Here is an 18,019-nt window from a genome sequence, read left to right on the forward strand (position 1 = left end):
GGCGACTCCTCCGAGGGTGGCGACTCTTCAGAGGAGGGCGATCGGCGCGACCGGGGTGCCGGTCGCGCCCGTGAACGGTTCCGGCATCGCGGAGAGCAGAAAGGCGTACCGCCGCTCCTGCGCACAGGCTGTGGACAGCTCCTCCAGGTTCCAGTTCTGGCCCTGGAGCATGCCCATTTCGACCAGGTCCAGCGCGTGCACTCCCAGCCACAGGTCGTCGATCTCCGGCGGGAAGATCTCGAAGGTCAGGGTGTCGTTGGCGACGGCCGCGACATCGCGCGCGTGGAACCACTCGGGCGTCCGGACCGAGAGGCCGGGCGACGGATGGGCGTACGCGTGCCGGTCGCCCGCCAGGAGGACCCGCATCTGGCCGGTCCGTACGAGCACGATGTCGCCGGCCCGGACCCGGACGCCCGCCAGTTCCTCCGCCGCCTCCAGGTCCTCCGGCGTGACGGCGTGGTCGCCGGGCAGCCGGTCCGTGCCGTGCGCGCGGGCCACGTCGAGCAGCACCCCGCGCGAGACGACGGGCGGCACCTTGTCGATCCCGCTGAACCGGGCGCCCTCGTGCGCGGTGATCGTGTCGGCCGGGCGGCCGTTGTAGATCTTCCCCGAGTGCGAGGCGTGGGTCAGGGCGTCCCAGTGGGTGGCCGTCTGCAGGCTCAGTACCGCCGTGTCGTCGCTGGTGGCGACGGTGCCGGGGCCGAAGAGCTCCTGGTTGATCTGGACCATGGTGTGCAGCGGATTGATCCGCCCGGGGACCAGCCCGCTCTGCACGCCGTCCGGCCCGAGGGGGAGGGCGAGCGGGACGCGCAGCCCGGTGCGGACGGTGGCGACCGCGTCGCGCACGACGGCATCGGTGATCAGGTTGAGCGTCCCGATCTCGTCGTCGGCGCCCCAGCGGCCCCAGTTGTTGACCCGCCCGGCGATCTCGTGGAACTCGGCCGGCAGTGACACGGTGCCTCCCGGGGCTTGTGTTCGTGGACCTGATGACCCATAAAATCTAACGGTCCGTCAGAAACCGCGGGAAGGGGCCGGGCGTGGGGAACTTCTTGGCAGGCAAGGTGGTCGCCGTGACGGGGGCCGGGCGCGGCATCGGGCGGGCGGTCGCGCTCGCGGCGGCGGCCGAGGGGGCGCGGGTCGTCGTCAACGACTACGGCGTCTCGGTCGGGGGCGGCGAGCCGAGCAGCGAGGTGGCCGAGTCCGTCGTCGAGGAGATCGTGGCGGCGGGCGGCGAGGCGGTGGCCGTGGCCGACGACATCTCCACGATGGCGGGCGGACAGCGGGTCGTGGACACGGCGCTCACCCGGTACGGGCGCATCGACGGGGTCGTGTGCGTGGCCGGCATCCTGCGGGAGCGGATGCTGTTCAACATGTCCGAGGAGGAGTGGGACCCGGTGGTCGCCACCCATCTCAAGGGCACCTTCACCGTCTTCCGGGCCGCCTCGGCGGTGATGCGGAAACAGGAGGACGGCGGCACGCTGATCGGTTTCACCAGCGGCAACCACCAGGGCAGCGTCGCCCAGGCGAACTACAGCGCGGCGAAGGGCGGGATCATCTCGCTGGTCCGCAGCGCGGCGCTCGGCCTGCACAAGTACGGCGTCACGGCCAACGCCGTCGCCCCGGTCGCCCGGACCCGGATGTCCGCCAACGTGCCCATGGAGCTCAAGGAGATCGGCGAGCCGGAGGACGTGGCCGCGTTCGTCGTCTACCTGCTCGGCGACCGGGCCCGCAAGGAGGGCATCACCGGCCAGGTGTACACGGTCGCGGGCCCGAAGATCGCGGTCTGGGCCCAGCCGAGGGAGCTGCGGGCGGGGTACGTGGAGGGGGCGTGGACCCCGGAACGGATCGCGGACTTCCTGCCGGGGACGGTGGGCACGGACCCGATGCCGATGCTGGCGCGCCTGGAGGAGATGGCCGCCGCGGCGAAGGCGGGGACGAGGCCGAACGCCTGACGGGACGCGGGACGGCGGCCGGCACCGGCGGGCCCGGCGGCGAGCACGAGGGTGTGGCGGTCCGTCGGGCCAGGGAGCGCGGACTCGGCCCGGCCGACCGGTCGGCGAAGGCGCCGTACGAACTCGACGGGGCACAGCGGCTGTTCCTGTTCAGCCGGTCCGGCGCCGTCCACGGCGGCTCGGACGAGATCCAGCGGAACATCATCGCCGAGCGGGTGCTCGGCCTACCGAGGGAGACGGGATGAGAGGCGTCGTCTTCGACGGCAGTCGGACCGAGGTCGTCGACGACCTGGAGGTGCGCGACCCGGGCCCCGGCGAGGTGCTGGTGGCGGTGACCGCGGCCGGGCTGTGCCACAGCGACCTGTCCGTGCTCGACGGGACGATCCCGTTCCCGGTGCCGGTGGTGCTCGGGCACGAGGGCGCGGGCGTGGTCGAGGCGGTCGGCGCGGGCGTCGGCCATGTGGCGCCCGGCGATCACGTGGCGCTGTCCACGCTCGCCAACTGCGGGACGTGCGCCCAGTGCGACCGGGGCAGGCCGACGATGTGCCGCAAGGCGATCGGGATGCCGAAGCAGCCGTTCTCCCGGCACGGGAAACCGCTGTACCAGTTCGCCTCCAACTCGGCCTTCGCCGAACGGACCCTGGTCAAGGCCGTGCAGGCGGTGAAGATCCCGGCGGACGTCCCGCCGGCCTCCGCGGCCCTGATCGGCTGCGGGGTGCTGACGGGGGTCGGCGCCGTGCTCAACCGGGCGAAGGTGGACCGGGGCGACACCGTCGTGGTGATCGGCACCGGGGGCATCGGGCTCAACGTGATCCAGGGCGCCCGGCTCGCGGGCGCGCCGACGATCGTCGCCGTCGACAACAACCCGGAGAAGGAGCAGGTCGCCCGGCGGTTCGGCGCCACCCACTTCCTGACCTCGGCCGACGGCGTACGGGAGATCCTGCCGACCGGCGCCGACCACGCCTTCGAATGCGTCGGCCGCACGGAGCTGATCCGTGCCGCAGTCGACCTGCTGGACCGGCACGGACAGGCGGTCCTGCTGGGCGTCCCGGCCGCGACGGCCGAGGCCTCGTTCCTCGTCTCGTCGATGTACCTGGACAAGTCGATCCTGGGCTGCCGGTACGGCTCCTCGCGCCCGCAACGGGACATCGCGCTCTACGCGGACCTGTACCGGCACGGGCGGCTGCTCCTGGACGAACTCGTCACCCGGACCTACCCGGTGGAGGACTTCGCCGAGGCGGCGGACGACGCGCACCACGGCCGGGTGGCACGGGGCGTGCTGGTGTTCTGACCGCCCACGGGGACCCTTTCGACGCCGCCTCCCGGGACCGGCCCTTTTCAGGTCCGCCCGGCCCGGAACGTGCGCCGGTACACCGTCGGGGACACCCCCAGCACCGCCTGGAGGTGCTGCCGCAGCGACGTGGCCGTGCCGAAGCCCGCGTCCCTCGCCACCTGGTCGATCGACAGGTCCGTCGACTCCAGCAGCTGCCGGGCCCGTTCGACCCGCTGCCGGGTCAGCCACTGGACGGGGCTGACGCCGACCTCCTCCCGGAACCGGCGGGTGAACGTCCGCACGCTCATCGACTCCTGCTGCGCCATGTCGCGCAGCAGGATCGGCCGCTCCAGCCGCCCGAGCGCCCAGGTGCGCGCGGTGGTCGTGGTCGCGAACTGGGTGTCGGGGACGGGGCGTTGGATGTACTGCGCCTGCCCGCCGTCCCGGTGCGGGGGCACGATCGTGCGGCGGGCGACGTCATTGGCGACGGCGGTGCCGTGGTCGCGGCGCACGATGTGCAGGCAGAGGTCGATCCCGGCGGCGACCCCGGCGGAGGTCAGGACGTCCCCGTCGTCGATGAACAGGACGTCCGGGTCGACCCGCACCTTCGGGAAGAGCTGCTGGAAGTGGTCGGCGTGCCACCAGTGGGTGGTGGCGGGCCGCCCGTCGAGGTACCCGGCGGCGGCCAGTACGTAGCTGCCCGTGCAGATGGAGACCATCCGGGTGCCCGGCCGGACGTACGCGAACGCGGCGGCGAGCTCGTCGGTGAGCCGGCCCTCCTCGTGGACGGGGCCGAGTTCGTAACTGGCGGGGACCACGACCGTGTCGGCGGTGGCCAGTGCCTCCGGGCCGTGCTCGACGGTGATCGTGAAGTCCGCGTCGGTACGGATCGGGCCCGGCGCGCGGACGGAACAGGTCACGACCTCGTACAGACTGCGGCCCTTGTTGTGCGGCTCGGCCCCGAACGAGCGGCCGAAGATCCTCTGCGGGATGCCCAGCTCGAAGGGGAGCAGTCCGTCGAGGGCCAGGACGACGATCCGGTGCGGCACGGGTGGACTCCCTTCTCTCATCCCTAGCTGGTATAGACCTAGTTGGTATAGACCACAAGTCGTCGTGCGGCATTCCCAGAAGACAAGGCGGCCGGCGCCCCGCGCATTCCCGGCGTGGGACCCTCGTACGGGCCCGGAACCGGAAGCGTGTGCGCCGCGGTCGTGGGGGTGCGCGGCGGCGGGGCCGGAAGGGGGACGGGGAGATGTACGAGGACGCGGTGGCGGGGACGTCCCGCACGGCCCTGCGCGCACGGGCGGTCGCGGCCGGGAGCGCGGTGCTGACCGTCCTCGCCGGGCTCGGCGTCAGGGCGTTCATGGACGGCGACATCGCCAAGTACGCCGGGGACGCGCTCTACACCGTGCTGGTCTGCGCCCTGGTCGCCGTGATCGCGCCCGGCGCGCGGCCGGTCGTCGGGGCCGGGACGGCACTGGCGTTCAGCTGGGCGGTGGAACTGCTGCAACTGACCGGGGTGCCTGCGGACCTCTCCCGCCACAGCGCGGTGGCGCGGCTGGTGCTCGGCTCGACCTTCAACGCGCCCGACCTGTTCTGGTACGTGGTGGGGGCGGGGGTCGCCTGGGCGGTGATGGCCGCGGCGGCTTCTGCGGGCCGCGCTCCTCGGGCTTCCGCGTCTCGCCGGCCTCGCCGGCCTCGTTGATCTCGAAGGCGCGGGTGCCGGGCCGTCCGCGTACGGCGTCGACGTCGCCGGACCGGTGGAATCCGGCCGCCGGCACCCATGGCCCGATCCCTGCGAACAGTGTCCCTCCGGCCACTCGCGGCGGTGCGCGCCCGCCCGGATGCTGAGTGACGTGACCCAGACAACCGAAAGCGCCGCCGGCCGGGACGAGGACCGGCGGACGGCCCCCGGGGCCCCCGGCCGCTCCTCCCGCCGGCGCGTCCACCGCGCCTGGATCGTCGCCGCCGTCACCTTCGTGACGATCATCGGCGGCGCCGCCTTCAACTCCCTGCCCGGCCTCCTCATCGACCCCCTCCACACGGAGTTCGGCTGGTCGCGCGGGGAGATCGGGCTCGCCGTCTCCATCGACATGGCGCTGTACGGGCTGACCGCGCCGTTCGCCGCCGCGCTGATGGACCGCTTCGGCATCCGCAGGGTGGTCGTCGTCGCGCTCGGCGCGGTGGCGGCCGGGGCGCTGGCCAGTGTCTGGATGACCGCCGCCTGGCAGCTGATGATCTACTGGGGCCTGCTCGTCGGCCTCGGCACCGGCTCCATGGCGCTGGCGTTCTCCGCCACCGTCACCAACCGCTGGTTCGTGGCCCGGCGCGGCCTGGTCACCGGCGTCCTCACCGCCGCGGGCGCCTCCGGCCAGCTGGTCTTCCTGCCGCTGTGCGCCTGGATCGTCTCCGAGCACGGCTGGCGCCCGGCCTCGGTGACCGTGGCGCTCGCGGCCCTGGTCGTCGTCCCCTTCGTCTGGCTCCTGCTGCACGACCACCCGGCCGACGTGGACCTCGCCCCGTACGGCGGCGAGTACGTGGCGAAGCCCGAACCCGAACGGGGCGCGGCGGGACGGGCCGTGCGCGTCCTGGTCGACGCGGCGCGCACCGGACCGTTCTGGCTGCTGGCCGGTACGTTCGCGATCTGCGGCGCCTCCACCAACGGCCTGATCCGTACGCACTTCGTGCCCTCGGCCCACGACCACGGCATGCCGATCACCGCCGCCGCCTCGCTGCTCGCCGTCATCGGGGTCTTCGACGTCATCGGCACGATCTTCTCCGGCTGGCTCACCGACCGCTTCGACGCCCGCAGGCTGCTCGCCGTCTACTACGCGCTGCGCGGGATCTCGCTGCTCTTCCTGCCGATGCTGATGGCGCCGACGGTGCACCCGCCGATGGTGTTCTTCATCGTCTTCTACGGCCTGGACTGGGTCGCCACCGTCCCGCCGACACTGGCCCTGTGCCGCGAGCAGTACGGCAAGGACAGCGCCATCGTCTTCGGCTGGGTCCTCGCCTCCCACCAGGTGGGCGCAGCGCTGGTGGCGTTCCTGGGCGGGGTGGCGCGGGACGTGTTCGGCTCGTACGACGTGGTCTGGTACGCCTCCGGGGCGCTGTGTGCGACGGCGGCGTTGATGGCGCTGGTGATCCGGCGGGTCCGCGAACCGGAGGACATGGCCGCGGCCACGGGCTGAGCGGGGCCGGGGCCCGTCGTGCTTCAGGCCGCCCGGCCGTCGGCGGAGAGTTCCCCGGCGACGGCCAGGAAGACGTGGAGGTTCACGACGTCGCTGACTGCGGCGTTGCACCAGACGCCGGACCCGCCGATCCTCGTGACGAGGACCCTGCCCGCCGCGATCCGGATCTCCCGGACCTCGGACCAGGGGAGGCGTCCCGTCGTCCTGGCAGTGATGCCGGTACGGGAGAGCGAGAAGTACCCGAAGTCGACTGTCCCGCCCTCCAGGGCCGACCGCAGGGCCGTCGGGCCCTGGGCGCGCAGGACGCACTGCTGCATGTGGGGTCCCCAGATCTCGGGTCCTTCGTAGAAGTGCGTGATGCCCGCGCTGTCGCGGCCCGGCCCCACCGCGGAGTAGACGTACTCGGTGGGGCCCGGGATGCCGTTGATGATCTTCTGGGTGATGTCCTGGTAGAGCCGCACGGAATCCCAGCGGATGGCGACCGTGCCGTCGCCGGACTGCGGGTTCACGATCAGTCCGTTCTCGAACAGGTGGAGGCGCTTGGCGGCCTGCCTCCGACTGAAGTCCGGCGTCCGGCGCAGCCACCAGAGGAACAGCAGGCCGGGTATCACGAACATCATCAGGAGGTTGAGCGTCGTGAAGATGTAGAGGGCGAAGAGCAGTTTGTTCAGGCGCTTGGGGACGAACGTGCCTTCCAGGACGCCGAGCCGGTGGGCCGAGGCCAGTTCGACGGCCTCGGGCGACAGGGGTTTCGGTACTGCTGCCATGAGCTTCTTCCTCGGGTGCGCAGGGGGCGGATGCCGGCGGAGCGGGGCCGGCTGCGGCGTCCGATCCCGTTTCTCGACGCTAGGGCGGCACCGGACATCCCACCAGCGACTGGATCGCATGCGAGCCATGCTTGGATGGAATGTGTTCGAGATCGACGCACTGCGTCTGCTGGTGACCGTGGCCGAGACCGGGTCCTTCACGAAGGCCGCGTCCCGGCTCGCCTATACGCAGTCCGCGGTGTCCAGGCGCATCGCCTCGCTGGAGAAACGGGCGGGCGGCCCGCTCTTCGAACGGCTCGCCCGGGGCGTGCGGTTGACCCCGGCCGGGCACGCGCTGCACCGGCATGCCGTGGAGGTGCTCGACCGCCTGTCGAGGGCGGAACACGAGATGGCCGCGATCCACGCGGGGCGGGGCGGGACGCTGCGGGTGGGGGCGTTCGCCACGGCCAACATCTCCTTGGTCCCCGGCGCGCTGCGGGCGTTCTCGCGGTCCGCGCCGGACGTCGAGGTCATCGCGACCGAGGGGCGGAGCGGTGCGCTGATGCGGGGCCTCGCGGAGGGGGCGCTCGACCTGGCCGTGGTGAGCGACTACCCGGCCGACCTGCCGTCCTTCGACGCCGTCACGACCGAGGTCCTGCTGGAGGACGAACTGTTCGTCGTGCTTTCCCGCACGCACCGCCTGGCCGGGGCCGAGGCGGTCGACCTGCGCGAACTGCGCGACGAGACCTGGCTCCAGGACGTGTCCGCCGACCGGCACACATTGCTCGCCGAGGTGTGTGCCCGAGCCGGTTTCAGGCCGAGGAGAACGATCAGGATCGCCGAGTGGACCGGAAAGTTCGGCTTCGCGGCCGCCGGGCTGGGAGTCGCGCTGGTCCCCTCGCTGGCCGCCCAGGCGGTCCCCGCCGAACTCTCCGTCTGCCGACTCGGCGACCTCGCGCCGCGCCGCACCGTGCACGTCGCGCTGCCCGCCGCCCCGCTTCCGGCGGCACTGGAACTGCGGGAGCTGCTGCACGGGGCTGCGGGCTGAACGACCCTCCGCCGGGGGCGCGGCCACGGGGCGAACGGCTGTCCGCCGGGGCGCGGCGTTCAGCCGTCGAGCGGCCCGAACCGTCCGAACATCCCCCGGTGGAACAGCAACGGCCCCGCCCCGTCCGCCGTTTCCGCCGTCCCCAGCGCCTCCACCCGGCCGACGACGATCAGGTGGTCGCCCCCGGTGTGGACGGCGTGGATGCGGCAGTCGATCCAGGCCGGTACGGACTCCAGCAGCGGCGACCCGGTCGCCGGCGCCGCCCCGTACGCCACCCCCGCGAACTTGTCCGCCCCGCTCACCGCGAAGCTCCGGCACAGCGCGCCCTGGTCCGCGCCCAGGACGTTGACGCAGAAGACCCCGGCGCGGGCGATGCGCGGCCAGGTCGTCGAGGTGCGGGCGACCATGAAGGCGACCAGCGGCGGATCGAGGGAGAGCGAGGCGAAGGACTGGCAGGCGAAGCCCGCCGGACCCGCCGCGTCGTCCGGGTCGTGGGCGGTGACGACGGTGACCCCGCTGGCGAAGTGGCCCAGCACGCGGCGGAATTCGGCCGGGCCGACGGGCGGCCGTTCGCCGTCGGCGACCGCCCGCAGCTCCGGGCGCGGCAGCGGATCGACCGGTGCGGGCCCCGCGCTGGTGGCGGCGCCGACGGACATGAGGTACCGGAGGGCGGTGGCGGCCATGCCTGCGTGTCCCATCATCCTTCGATTAGAGCTGACGGTTCGTCAGATGTGAAGGGTCGGGAGCGGGGCAGCGGGCTCGGGCGCGTTCGTGCGACGCGAGGCGCAGCGCATCGCGTCGCCGCGGGGGAGCTGGAGGAACCCGGTTCCCGGCCCCACCCCCGACGATCGTCAGGGGTGGGGCCTGCCGTTCGGCCCGGGTGCGCCGCTCCCGCCGCTCCTAGGTTCGCGTCCCATGAGACGAGAAACCGGAAGCAGAACCCGGACCGGCCGGCCGCTGCTCGCCTGCGCCGTCCTGGGTGCGGGCGCGGCAGCCGTCGTGGGCCTCGCCCCCGGCGGCCTGGGCACGGACCGCGCCGTGGAGGTGACGGGCGGCGCGTCGGCGTCCGCGTACCGCTCGGTGACCGGGGCGGTGGCCGACGCCCCGTCCTGGACGGGACCGGTGCTGGAGACGGCCACCGACGGCACCCTGGTGGTCCTCGGCCTGCTGCTGGTGTGGGTCTGGTGGAGCGCCGTGCGGCGGCGGGACACCCGGATGTCCGCCGGTACGGTCCTCACCGGCATCGGCACCGTGGTGGCGTACGCCGTCAGCGAGGCCGTGAAGCTGGTGGTGGACGAGGAGCGCCCCTGCCGGGCCCTCGACGCCGTCGCGGAGACGGCCGCCGAGTGCCCGCCGCCCGGCGACTGGTCCTTCCCGAGCAACCACGCCACCCTGGCCGTCGGCCTCGCGGTGGGCCTGGCCGTGCTGCGACCGCGCCTCGCCGCCGTCACCCTGCCGGTGGGCGCGGCGGCGGCGCTGCTGCGGGTCGCGGTCGGGGCGCACTACCCGCACGACGTGCTGGCAGGTGCGGCCCTCGGCGCGTCGGTGGTCGCGGCCGTGCTGCTCGCCTTCCTGCCGCTCGCCCGGACGGCGGCGTCAGCGGTCGAGCGGCGGCTGGGCGGGCGCGACGATTCCGGCCTCGTGGGCGACGACCGCCGCGGCGGCCCGGTTGTCCACGCCCAGCCGGGCCAGGATGGAGCTGACGTGCGCCTTGACCGTCCCCTCCACCACATGGAGCCGCCGGGCGATCTGCCCGTTGGACAGCCCGCTGCCGAGGAAGGCCAGTACGTCGCGTTCCCGGGCAGTGAGCGCCCCGACCCGTTCCCGGGCGGCGGTGCGGCGGCCGGCCAGGGCGCCCGCGCCCGTGGCCGAGAGATGGGCGACGACCCGCGCCGCGACCTTCGGTGACAGATAGGCGGCGCCGTCGGCCACCGCACGCACCCCCGCGATCAGCTCCTCGGGCTCGCCCGACTTGATCAGGAACCCGGCGGCGCCGCCCCCCAGCGCCTGGAGGATGTAGTCGTCCTCGCCGAACGTCGTGAGCATCACCACCCCCGTGGCCGGTGCGGTGCGCCGGATCTCGGCCGCGGCCTCGATGCCGTTCAGCCGGGGCATCCGGATGTCGAGCACGGCGACGGCCGGGCGGTGGGCGCGCACCAGCTCCACGGCGTCCTGCCCGTCGGCGGCCTCGGCGACGACGTCGATGCCCGGATCGGTGGACAGCACGGCGCGCACCCCGGCGCGGATCATCGGCTCGTCGTCGGCGATCAGCACCCGGATCACCGGCCGCTCACCGCCCCGTCGCCCGCCGTACGCGTCGGACTCACGGCGTCAGGGCCTCCTTGGACAGCAGCCGGCCGCCTCGGAAGCAGAGCCGGTAGGCATCCCCCGACCGGTCGTCGAAACGGTCCGCCGTCATCGCGTAGTACGCGCATGTGATGCCCTTTCCCTTCGGTTCCCCGGCCACCGGCCGCTGCCTGGTCTCCCGGTCGGGCAGCAGCCGCCGGACCGCCTCCCGATCCTGTCCCACCCGCAGCCGGGCGTAGTCCCCCGGGTCCAGCACGGACTGCCGGGCCGAGCGGATGTCCCAGGCCATCAGCGCGGCGCTCAGCAGCGCCCACACCACCAGGGGCAGCACGACCGCGAGGGCCAGCGCCCGGCGCACCCGGCTGCGGGCGTGCCGGTGCTCCGGCGGCAGGGCCGGGAACGGGGCGGCCGGCCGGTGGGCGGCCGGGCCGTGAGGTGTCCGGGCGGCGCCTGCGAAGCCGCCGTCGTACGGGGCGGCCGGGGCGTGCGGTATCCGTGCGGTGACCGCGAAGCCGCCCTCGTACGGGCCGTGCTCGAACGTGCCGCCCGCGAGCCGTACCCGCTCGTCGAGCCCGATCAGTCCCCGCCCGGTGCCGGGGGCGTCCTCGGCGCGGACCGGTGCGGGCACGGGCCCGTTCTCCACCCGGACCGTCGTCCCCCCGGCGGTGTGCGTCACCCGCACCTCCACCCGCGCCCCCGGGGCGTGCTTGGCCGCGTTGGTCAGGGACTCCTGGACGACCCGGTGGGCGGCCCGCGCGGCGGCCGGGGGCACGGCGTCCGCGTCCCCCGTCACCCGCAGCTCCACCGCGAGACCGGCCGCCGCGGCCTCCTCGACCAGCCGGGGGATGCCGGTGCCGGGCGGTCGCGGCGGTTCGTCGTCCGCCTCCTCGCGCAGCAGCCCGATCACCTCGCCGAGCCGCTCCACCGACGCGGCGGCACGGGCGCGGATCTCCCCGGCCGCCGCCCGGTGGGCCTCGTCGAGCCCGGGGGCCAGCTTGAGGGCACCGGCCGACAGCGCGATGAGACTGAGGTCGTGCCCGAGGACGTCGTGCATGTCCCGGGCGATCCGGGACCGTTCCCGGGACCGGGCCTGCTCGGCGACGAGCCGCTGCTCGCGCTCCAGCCGGGCCGCCCGCTCCCAGCCCGCCCGGACGAGCTCCTGGTACTGGCGCCAGAAGCGCCCCACGAACCACGGCAGCACCGCGGCCACCGCCACCACGGCGACGAACCGCCCCGCCATCAGCAGCCAGGAGGGCACCAGGGCCACGGCCACCACTCCGCCCGCGAGGAGCGCGACCAGCACGAGGAGCGCGGACCCGGTCCTGCCCGGCTCCCGCCCGGCGAGGAAGGCGGTCACGGCGGCGGGCAGCGCCCACCACGGGCTGACGGCGCTCAGTCCGACACAGGCCGCCGCGGCGACGGTCAGCAGACCGCCCCGCGTGGCGGCCCGCCCGGCCGCGTCGATGATCGTCGCTCTGTCCACCCGGACGACGGTACGCAGCCCGGCGGCGCCCCGGCACTGCCGAAAGTCACGGTTCCCGGGCCCGTTCCGGGCCCCGATCGGCTGGCGAGGGGGTGCGGGGGTGGACTAGGCTCCCCAACGAGACGGAACGTTCCGTCTCGTAGATGCTCGGGACCGGCCACCGTGGCACACGGAACACATGGCCGGCCGAGGACGAAGACGAAGGAGAGGGTCTCCGTGCCGAGTACCAGGACGTGGTTCATCACCGGCGCCTCCCGCGGCCTGGGACGCGCCTTCACCGAGGCCGCCCTGTCCGCCGGGGAACGGGTCGTGGCCGCCGCCCGCGACATCGGCCCGCTCGCCGCGTTGTCGGAGAAGTACCCGGACGACTTCCTCGCGCTGCCCCTCGACGTCTCCGACCGCCGGGCCGTGTTCGAGACCGTGGAACGCGCGGCGACGGCCTTCGGCGGCCTCGACGTGGTGGTCAACAACGCCGGTGGGCTGCTGTACGGGATGGTGGAGGAGGCCACCGAGGAACAGATCCGGGCCCACTTCGACGTCAACTTCTTCGGCGCGGTCTGGGTCTCCCAGGCCGTGATCCCGTACCTGCGCGCCCGGGGCTCCGGCCGCATCCTGCAGATCACGTCGATGGGCAGCGGCGGCGGCATGGCCTCCGTCGGTTTCTACGGTGCCGGAAAGGCCGCGCTCGGCTCGGTCGGTGAGGCGCTGGCGATGGAGGTCGAGCAGTTCGGCATCAAGGTCACCGCCGTCCAGATGGGCGGCTACGCCACGGGACTCTTCACGACGGGCACCACGACGACCGAACCCGACCCCGCCTACGAGGAACTGCGCGCCCGGCTGGCGGAGATGTGGGGCGACGACGCCGGCCCCGACCCGAGCGAGGCGGCCCCCGCCCTCCTGGAACTGGCCGCCCTGCCGGACCCGCCGCGCCGCCTGATCCTCGGCAGCCGGTCCTTCGACCTCGTCCAGGAAATGGACCGGGCCCGCACGGAGCAGTACCAGGCCTGGGAAACCCTCAGCCGCACGGCCCCGGGCTGAGCACGCACGCCACGCCGCACCCCGCCCTCGACGGACACCCAGGCAGTACGCCCTACTCCGGTGCCTGGAAGCCGCCGATCTTCTGTTCGAGCAATTCGGCCAACCGCAGCGGGGTGCGGTCCTCGAACATCGGACCGATGAGCTGCACTCCCACCGGCAGACCCTCGGGCGACCGGCCCGCCGGTACAGCGGTGGCGGGCAGACCGGGCATGGTGGCCAGACCGGCCCAGACGAGCTGGTCGAAGTACGGATACTCGACGCCGTCGATGTCGATCCGACGTTCCAGCAGGTCGGGGTTGTGGTCGTGCGGGAACGCGGGAGTGGGCGTGATGGGACACACCACGGCGTCGAACTCGGCGAAGAACTGCCGCCAGCCGTGGCGGTGGAGCTCGCGAAGGCTGTTCGCCTCGATCCAGTCGCGGTGGCGGAACACCATGCCGCGCAGCCGTGCCGCATCGAGACTCTCGTCGTCTGCGCTCAGTCCGGCGGCGCGGGCCTGCAGCTGCTCGTACGCTTCGACGGGAAACCGTGCGACGGAGCCCGAGAACAGGAACTTCGTGTAGAGCACCGCGGCTTCGGCCAGATCGGGCAGCAGCGGACTGTCCCGCTCGACGCGGGCACCGCCGTCGACAAGCGCGTCGGCCACCCGGCCCACGCCCGCCCGCACGGCGGACCCGGTCGGAATGAGCGGATGCTCGTCGAGGACCAGGACCCGGAAGTCGCGGAGCCGTTCGTGGCGCGCGGGCGGCAGCGTCACCTCGTGCGCCACACCGAGCGTCAGCGGGTCCGGTCCGGCCATGACGTCGAGCAGGAGCGCGAGGTCGCGGGCGGTGCGCGCCATCGGACCGACGACGGCGAGGTCGTGCTCGACCGGCAGGGCCGGACCGGGCGGCGGGACCATGCCGCGGCTCGCCGCCAGCCCGAGTGTCGGCTTGTGCGCGTAGATGCCGCAGAAATGCGCGGGGGTGCGCAACGAACCGGCGAGGTCGGAGCCGATGGACAGCGCGCCGAATCCGGACGCCAGGGCCGCCGCCGAGCCGCCGGAGGATCCGCCCGACGTGCGGCCGTGGTCCCACGGGTTGTTGGTGGTGCCGTAGAGCTCGTTGAAGCTCTGTATGTCTTGCAGCCCCAAGGGCACATTGGTCTTCCCGAGCACCACCGCGCCCGCGGCCTTGAGCCGCGACACCTGCACCGCGTCCTCGGCCGGCACGAAGTCCCGGTGCGGCGGCATGCCCCAGGTCGTGGGCAGTCCGGCGATGTCGTACGACTCCTTGACCGTCACCGGAATGCCCAGCAGCGGCCGGTCCTCACCGCGGGCGCGCGCCCGGTCGGCATCGCGCGCGGCGGCCCGCGCACGGTCGAAGTCCGGCACACAGATCGCGTTGATCGCATCGTCGTCCCGCTCGATACGGGCGATCGCCTCGTCGGTCAGTTCCGCCGAGGTCACTTCACCGGCACGCAAGGCAGCCGCGAGTTGTTCGGCCGTCAGAAAATTCCACTCCATGAATCCGACCGTAGGGGCCTGTGGAAGAGGGCACGAAATGCCGCTTCGCACAACGGGCCGGACGTCTCGGTACTCATCTGTCCGAACACGACCTTCTGCAACACGCTTCAGATTCCCCGGTACTTCGGCATCCGGCGCTCCACGAAGGCCGCCACGCCCTCGTTGGCGTCCCGCGTCGTCATGTTGATCTCCTGGGCCGCGGCCTCGGCGGCGAACGCCGTCGCGCGGTCGGCGTCCAGGGAGGCGTTGACGAGCTGCTTGGTGAGGGCGATCGCCCGGGTCGGGCCGTCGGCCAGGCGCTGGGCCCACGCGAGGGCGGTCGCCGCCAACTCGCCGTCCGGCACGACCCGGTTGACCAGACCCAGCCGTTCCGCCTCCGCCGCCGGGAGCGAATCCCCGAAGAACATCAGCTCCTTGGCGCGCTGCGGGCCGATCAGCCGGGGCAGCAGATACGCGCCGCCACCGTCCGGCACCAGGCCGCGACGCACGAACACCTCGATGAACTTCGCCGATTCGGCGGCCAGCACCAGGTCGCAGGCGAACGCGAGATGGGCGCCGAGGCCGGCCGCGGTGCCGTTGACGGCGGCGACGACCGGCTTCTCGCAGTCCAGGACCGCGCCGATCAGCCGTTGCGCGCCGAGCCGGATCGTACGGGCCACGTCGCCCGGTACCCGGTCGCCGGTCGCCGCCGCCCCGCGCAGGTCGGCACCCGCACAGAAGCCGCGGCCGGTGGCGGTGAGGACGACGGCCCGGACCGCCGGGTCCGCGGACGCCTCGCAAAGCAGTGCGATGACGCGTTCCCGCTGGTCACGGGTGACGGCGTTCATCGCGTCGGGGCGGTTGAGCGTGATCCGGGAGACGCCGTTGTCAGTGGCGTGGAGTACCAATGAATCAAGCGGGTCGGGAGACCCGGCGGACTCGGTGGTGTCTTCGGGGGAGGACGGCATGGGGCAACTCCTGGGCGGTCGACGGGACGGCGGGACGGCGCGGGGTGTTCGCGAGGGCCGGGGCGGGGGCGGCCGGCACGGGGGCGGCTCGTGGCTCCGGTTCCGGCCTTGGTTTCGGGGCGGCGGGCGGGGGCTCGGGCCGTACGGGGGCCGGGGAGGCGGGTCCGGGGCACGGGGGCCGTGCCCGCGCGGCCCGTGGTGGGGGCGGTGGTGGCGGGGCCGGTCAGCGGCAGACGGCGAGCGCGTCCAGCGCCACCGCGCCCTGACCGCGCCCCAGCACCATCAGCGGGTTGATGTCCAGCTCGGCGAGGTCGTCGCCCAGCTCCAGCGCCATCCGCTGCACCCGCAGCACGACCTCGACGAGCGCGTCCACGTCCGCCGGAGGCCCGCCGCGCACGCCCTCCAGCAGGGCCCGGCCGCGCAGTTCGGCCAGCATCGACCGCGCCTGGTCCTCGCCGAACGGCGGCACCCGCACCGTCGTGTCGTGCAGCACCTCGACCAGTACGCCGCCGAGCCCGACCGTCACCGTCGGCCCGAAGAGCGCGTCGTGCGTGACGCCGACCATCATCTCGACGCCCCGCTCGACCATCTGGCAGACCAGGATTCCGTCCAGCTCGATCTCCTCGAAGCGCGCGATGTCGGTCAGCTCGCGGTACGCGTCCCGGACCTGGCTCGCGGAGGTGAGCCCGACCTTGACCAGGCCCAGTTCGGTCTTGTGGGCGAGCCGGGCGCCGGACGCCTTCATGACGACCGGGTAGCCGACCAGCCCCGCCGCCCGGACGGCCGCCGCGGCACTGGTCACCAACTGCTCGCGCGGCACCCGTATCCCGTACGCCCGCAGCAGCTGTTTCGCCGCGTGCTCGCTCAGCCGGCGGCCCGGACGCATCAGCGCCTGCGCCTTGCGGAACGAGGGCGAGGGCGTGCGGGGCGCCTCGTCGAAGGGGGAGCGGTAGGAGGCCGCGAAGCGGTGGTGGTCCAGATAGGCCCGCACGGCGGTGATGCAGTTGCCGAAGGTGCGGAAGGTGGCGACGCGGGAGGAGCCGAGCAGCGTCGTGCGGTACGCCTCCTCCGTCCCGACGGGCGATCCCCACACCACGCACACGAGCTTGTCCGTGGTCTCCGCGGCGTCCACCAGGTCCTGCGCGAGCCGGTCGCTCATCGGCGGGAAGGGGCCGGTGATCGGGCAGATCAGCACCCCGACGCCGGGGTCGGCGAGTATCGCGTCGATGATCTTCCGGCCGCGCCAGTCGCCCACCGGGTGACCGCCGTTGTCGACCGGGTTCGCCACGTTCAGGTAGTCGGGGATCCACTCGTGCAGCTCGCGCTGCTTCGCCTCGGACAGGGTGGGCAGGCTCAGCCCGGCCCCGGTCGCCAGGTCCGCGAAGTGTGCGCCCGTGCCGCCAGAGATCGAGTACACGACGACCCCCTCGGCCTGCGGCCTGCGGGCTCGGGCGAGCAGGGCCGAGGTGTCCTGGAGCTCGTCCAGGCCGTCCACCCGGATCACGCCGAACTGCCGCATCGCCGCGTCCACCACCTGGTCGGCGCCGGTCAGCTTGCCGGTGTGCGACGCGGCGGTCCTGGCCCCCGTCTCCGTACGCCCCACCTTGACCGCCACGACCGGGACCCCGGCCCGTGCCGCCCGGTCCGCGGCCAGCAGGAAGGAGCGCCCGTCCTTGAGCCCTTCCACGTAACAGGCGATGGCCCCGACCTCGGGGCGCTGCGAGAAGTACGAGATGAAGTCGGCGGTCTCCAGGTCCGCCTCGTTGCCCGTGGGCGCCCAGTGCGAGAGCCGCACGCCCAGTTCCTGGAGGGTGAAGACGGGGCGGCCCTGGTGGCCGGACTGGGTGATCAGCGCGATCGCCGGTCCGCCGAGGTCGTCCCGGAACCTCTCGAAGGCGTTGAGGTTGGTGTTCGGCCCGAGCAGCCGCAGCCCGGACCGTTCCACCGCCGCGGCCAGCCGTTCCTGGGCGGCGGCTCCCTCCTCGCCGGTCTCGGCGAACCCGGAGGCGAAGGCGACGGCGAACCGCACCTCGGCCTGCGCGAGTTCCTCGATCACCGGCAGCGGGTCACCGACCAGGAGCACGGCCAGATCGACCCGCTCGGGCAGCTTCGCGACGGAGGGGGCACAGGGCCGCCCGAACACGGACTCCCGCGTGGGGTGCACGGGATACAGCCGCGCCCCGACCCGCTCGGCCCAGCCGATCAGCTGCCGGGTGATTCCGGTGTTGGGCCGCCCCTCGGTGTCGGACGCGCCGACGACGGCCACGGACTCGGGCCGGAAGAACCGGTCCAGGTCCGGCACGGCCGCGTGCAGTGGCCGGCCGCTGACATCGAGTACGCCCTCCGCGGCGGCGGCCGTCGTGCTGTGGACGGCGGCATGCGGTTCCTCGCCGCAGGCCACCACCCGGGCGCGGAAGTCGGTGGTGAGGGTGCCGTGAGTCGATCCAAGCATCGTTCCGCCCACTCCTGCTCGAAGTCCGTCGGGTGCTCGTGCCCGGCCAGCCCATAGCTGACACTCTGTCAGGTTACT

General features: G+C 73.5%; 16 protein-coding genes and 1 pseudogene. 8 read left to right on the forward strand and 9 right to left on the reverse strand.

Annotation, left to right across the window (positions count from 1 at the left end):
- Nucleotides 1-27: 27 nt before the first annotated feature.
- Nucleotides 28-954: a cyclase family protein gene (locus tag ACWCXX_RS03265; protein ID WP_451123781.1), complete on the reverse strand. Its 927-nt coding sequence runs from the start codon at nucleotides 952-954 to the stop codon at nucleotides 28-30.
- A gap of 83 nt (nucleotides 955-1,037) precedes the next feature.
- Here ACWCXX_RS03265 and ACWCXX_RS03270 point away from each other — a divergent pair, with 83 nt between their 5' ends.
- The 3 genes from ACWCXX_RS03270 to ACWCXX_RS03280 are packed head-to-tail and all read left to right on the forward strand — an operon-like array spanning nucleotide 1,038 to nucleotide 3,243.
- Nucleotides 1,038-1,952 (forward strand): SDR family oxidoreductase, encoded by a 915-nt coding sequence (locus ACWCXX_RS03270; RefSeq protein ID WP_451123783.1) that lies wholly within the window; start codon nucleotides 1,038-1,040, stop codon nucleotides 1,950-1,952.
- Nucleotides 1,953-2,005: 53 nt separating this feature from the next.
- Entirely contained in the window at nucleotides 2,006-2,197 is a 192-nt protein-coding gene (locus ACWCXX_RS03275) for a hypothetical protein (RefSeq protein ID WP_451123785.1), read from the forward strand.
- Nucleotides 2,194-3,243 carry a Zn-dependent alcohol dehydrogenase gene (locus ACWCXX_RS03280; protein ID WP_451123787.1) on the forward strand — a complete coding sequence of 350 codons (1,050 nt, stop codon included), beginning with the start codon at nucleotides 2,194-2,196 and terminating at the stop codon, nucleotides 3,241-3,243. The genes ACWCXX_RS03275 and ACWCXX_RS03280 overlap by 4 nt, the downstream gene beginning before the upstream one ends.
- Nucleotides 3,244-3,290: 47 nt before the next feature.
- Here ACWCXX_RS03280 and ACWCXX_RS03285 read toward each other — a convergent pair whose 3' ends face one another.
- The gene (locus ACWCXX_RS03285) at nucleotides 3,291-4,274 is read right to left on the reverse strand and encodes a GlxA family transcriptional regulator (RefSeq protein ID WP_451123789.1); all 984 of its coding nucleotides are present in this window, start codon (nucleotides 4,272-4,274) and stop codon (nucleotides 3,291-3,293) included.
- 203 nt (nucleotides 4,275-4,477) lie between these two features.
- On the opposite strand from ACWCXX_RS03285, the gene ACWCXX_RS03290 reads away from it, so the two are divergent.
- Entirely contained in the window at nucleotides 4,478-4,930 is a 453-nt protein-coding gene (locus tag ACWCXX_RS03290) for a ribosomal maturation YjgA family protein (protein WP_451123791.1), read from the forward strand.
- Nucleotides 4,931-5,069: 139 nt separating this feature from the next.
- On the forward strand, nucleotides 5,070-6,416 hold the full coding sequence (locus tag ACWCXX_RS03295; protein WP_451123793.1) for an MFS transporter: 1,347 nt from the start codon (nucleotides 5,070-5,072) through the stop codon (nucleotides 6,414-6,416).
- A gap of 23 nt (nucleotides 6,417-6,439) precedes the next feature.
- On the opposite strand, the gene ACWCXX_RS03300 is transcribed toward ACWCXX_RS03295, so the two are convergent.
- Nucleotides 6,440-7,183: a DUF6585 family protein gene (locus tag ACWCXX_RS03300; RefSeq protein ID WP_451123795.1), complete on the reverse strand. Its 744-nt coding sequence runs from the start codon at nucleotides 7,181-7,183 to the stop codon at nucleotides 6,440-6,442.
- A 142-nt stretch (nucleotides 7,184-7,325) separates the two neighbouring features.
- Between ACWCXX_RS03300 and ACWCXX_RS03305 the strand changes: the two genes are divergently transcribed.
- Complete coding sequence (locus ACWCXX_RS03305) at nucleotides 7,326-8,210, forward strand: LysR family transcriptional regulator (protein ID WP_451124352.1); 885 nt, start codon at nucleotides 7,326-7,328, stop codon at nucleotides 8,208-8,210.
- Nucleotides 8,211-8,269: 59 nt separating this feature from the next.
- On the opposite strand, the gene ACWCXX_RS03310 is transcribed toward ACWCXX_RS03305, so the two are convergent.
- Nucleotides 8,270-8,893: a flavin reductase family protein gene (locus ACWCXX_RS03310; RefSeq protein ID WP_451124354.1), complete on the reverse strand. Its 624-nt coding sequence runs from the start codon at nucleotides 8,891-8,893 to the stop codon at nucleotides 8,270-8,272.
- Nucleotides 8,894-9,125: 232 nt separating this feature from the next.
- Between ACWCXX_RS03310 and ACWCXX_RS03315 the strand changes: the two are divergent.
- Nucleotides 9,126-9,824: pseudogene (locus ACWCXX_RS03315) on the forward strand (phosphatase PAP2 family protein); the annotation flags it as partial.
- On the opposite strand, the gene ACWCXX_RS03320 reads toward ACWCXX_RS03315, so the two are convergent.
- Both ACWCXX_RS03320 and ACWCXX_RS03325 read right to left on the reverse strand, forming a co-directional pair.
- Nucleotides 9,807-10,493, reverse strand: a complete 687-nt coding sequence (locus tag ACWCXX_RS03320; protein WP_451123797.1) for a response regulator — start codon at nucleotides 10,491-10,493, stop codon at nucleotides 9,807-9,809. The pseudogene ACWCXX_RS03315 and the gene ACWCXX_RS03320 sit on opposite strands and share 18 nt — an antisense overlap.
- Nucleotides 10,494-10,533: 40 nt before the next feature.
- Nucleotides 10,534-12,000, reverse strand: a complete 1,467-nt coding sequence (locus ACWCXX_RS03325; protein ID WP_451123799.1) for a sensor histidine kinase — start codon at nucleotides 11,998-12,000, stop codon at nucleotides 10,534-10,536.
- Between the two features lie 216 nt (nucleotides 12,001-12,216).
- On the opposite strand from ACWCXX_RS03325, the gene ACWCXX_RS03330 reads away from it, so the two are divergent.
- Nucleotides 12,217-13,038, forward strand: coding sequence for an SDR family NAD(P)-dependent oxidoreductase (locus tag ACWCXX_RS03330; protein ID WP_451123801.1), 822 nt, complete (start codon nucleotides 12,217-12,219; stop codon nucleotides 13,036-13,038).
- A gap of 52 nt (nucleotides 13,039-13,090) precedes the next feature.
- On the opposite strand, the gene ACWCXX_RS03335 is transcribed toward ACWCXX_RS03330, so the two are convergent.
- From ACWCXX_RS03335 to ACWCXX_RS03345, 3 genes are all read right to left on the reverse strand, one after another.
- Nucleotides 13,091-14,542 (reverse strand): amidase, encoded by a 1,452-nt coding sequence (locus tag ACWCXX_RS03335; RefSeq protein ID WP_451123803.1) that lies wholly within the window; start codon nucleotides 14,540-14,542, stop codon nucleotides 13,091-13,093.
- A 107-nt stretch (nucleotides 14,543-14,649) separates the two neighbouring features.
- Nucleotides 14,650-15,489 carry an enoyl-CoA hydratase/isomerase family protein gene (locus ACWCXX_RS03340; RefSeq protein ID WP_451123805.1) on the reverse strand — a complete coding sequence of 280 codons (840 nt, stop codon included), beginning with the start codon at nucleotides 15,487-15,489 and terminating at the stop codon, nucleotides 14,650-14,652.
- Nucleotides 15,490-15,712: 223 nt separating this feature from the next.
- Nucleotides 15,713-17,941: an acetate--CoA ligase family protein gene (locus ACWCXX_RS03345; RefSeq protein WP_451124356.1), complete on the reverse strand. Its 2,229-nt coding sequence runs from the start codon at nucleotides 17,939-17,941 to the stop codon at nucleotides 15,713-15,715.
- Nucleotides 17,942-18,019 lie beyond the last annotated feature (78 nt).

This window comes from Streptomyces sp. NPDC001732 (assembly GCF_053596315.1).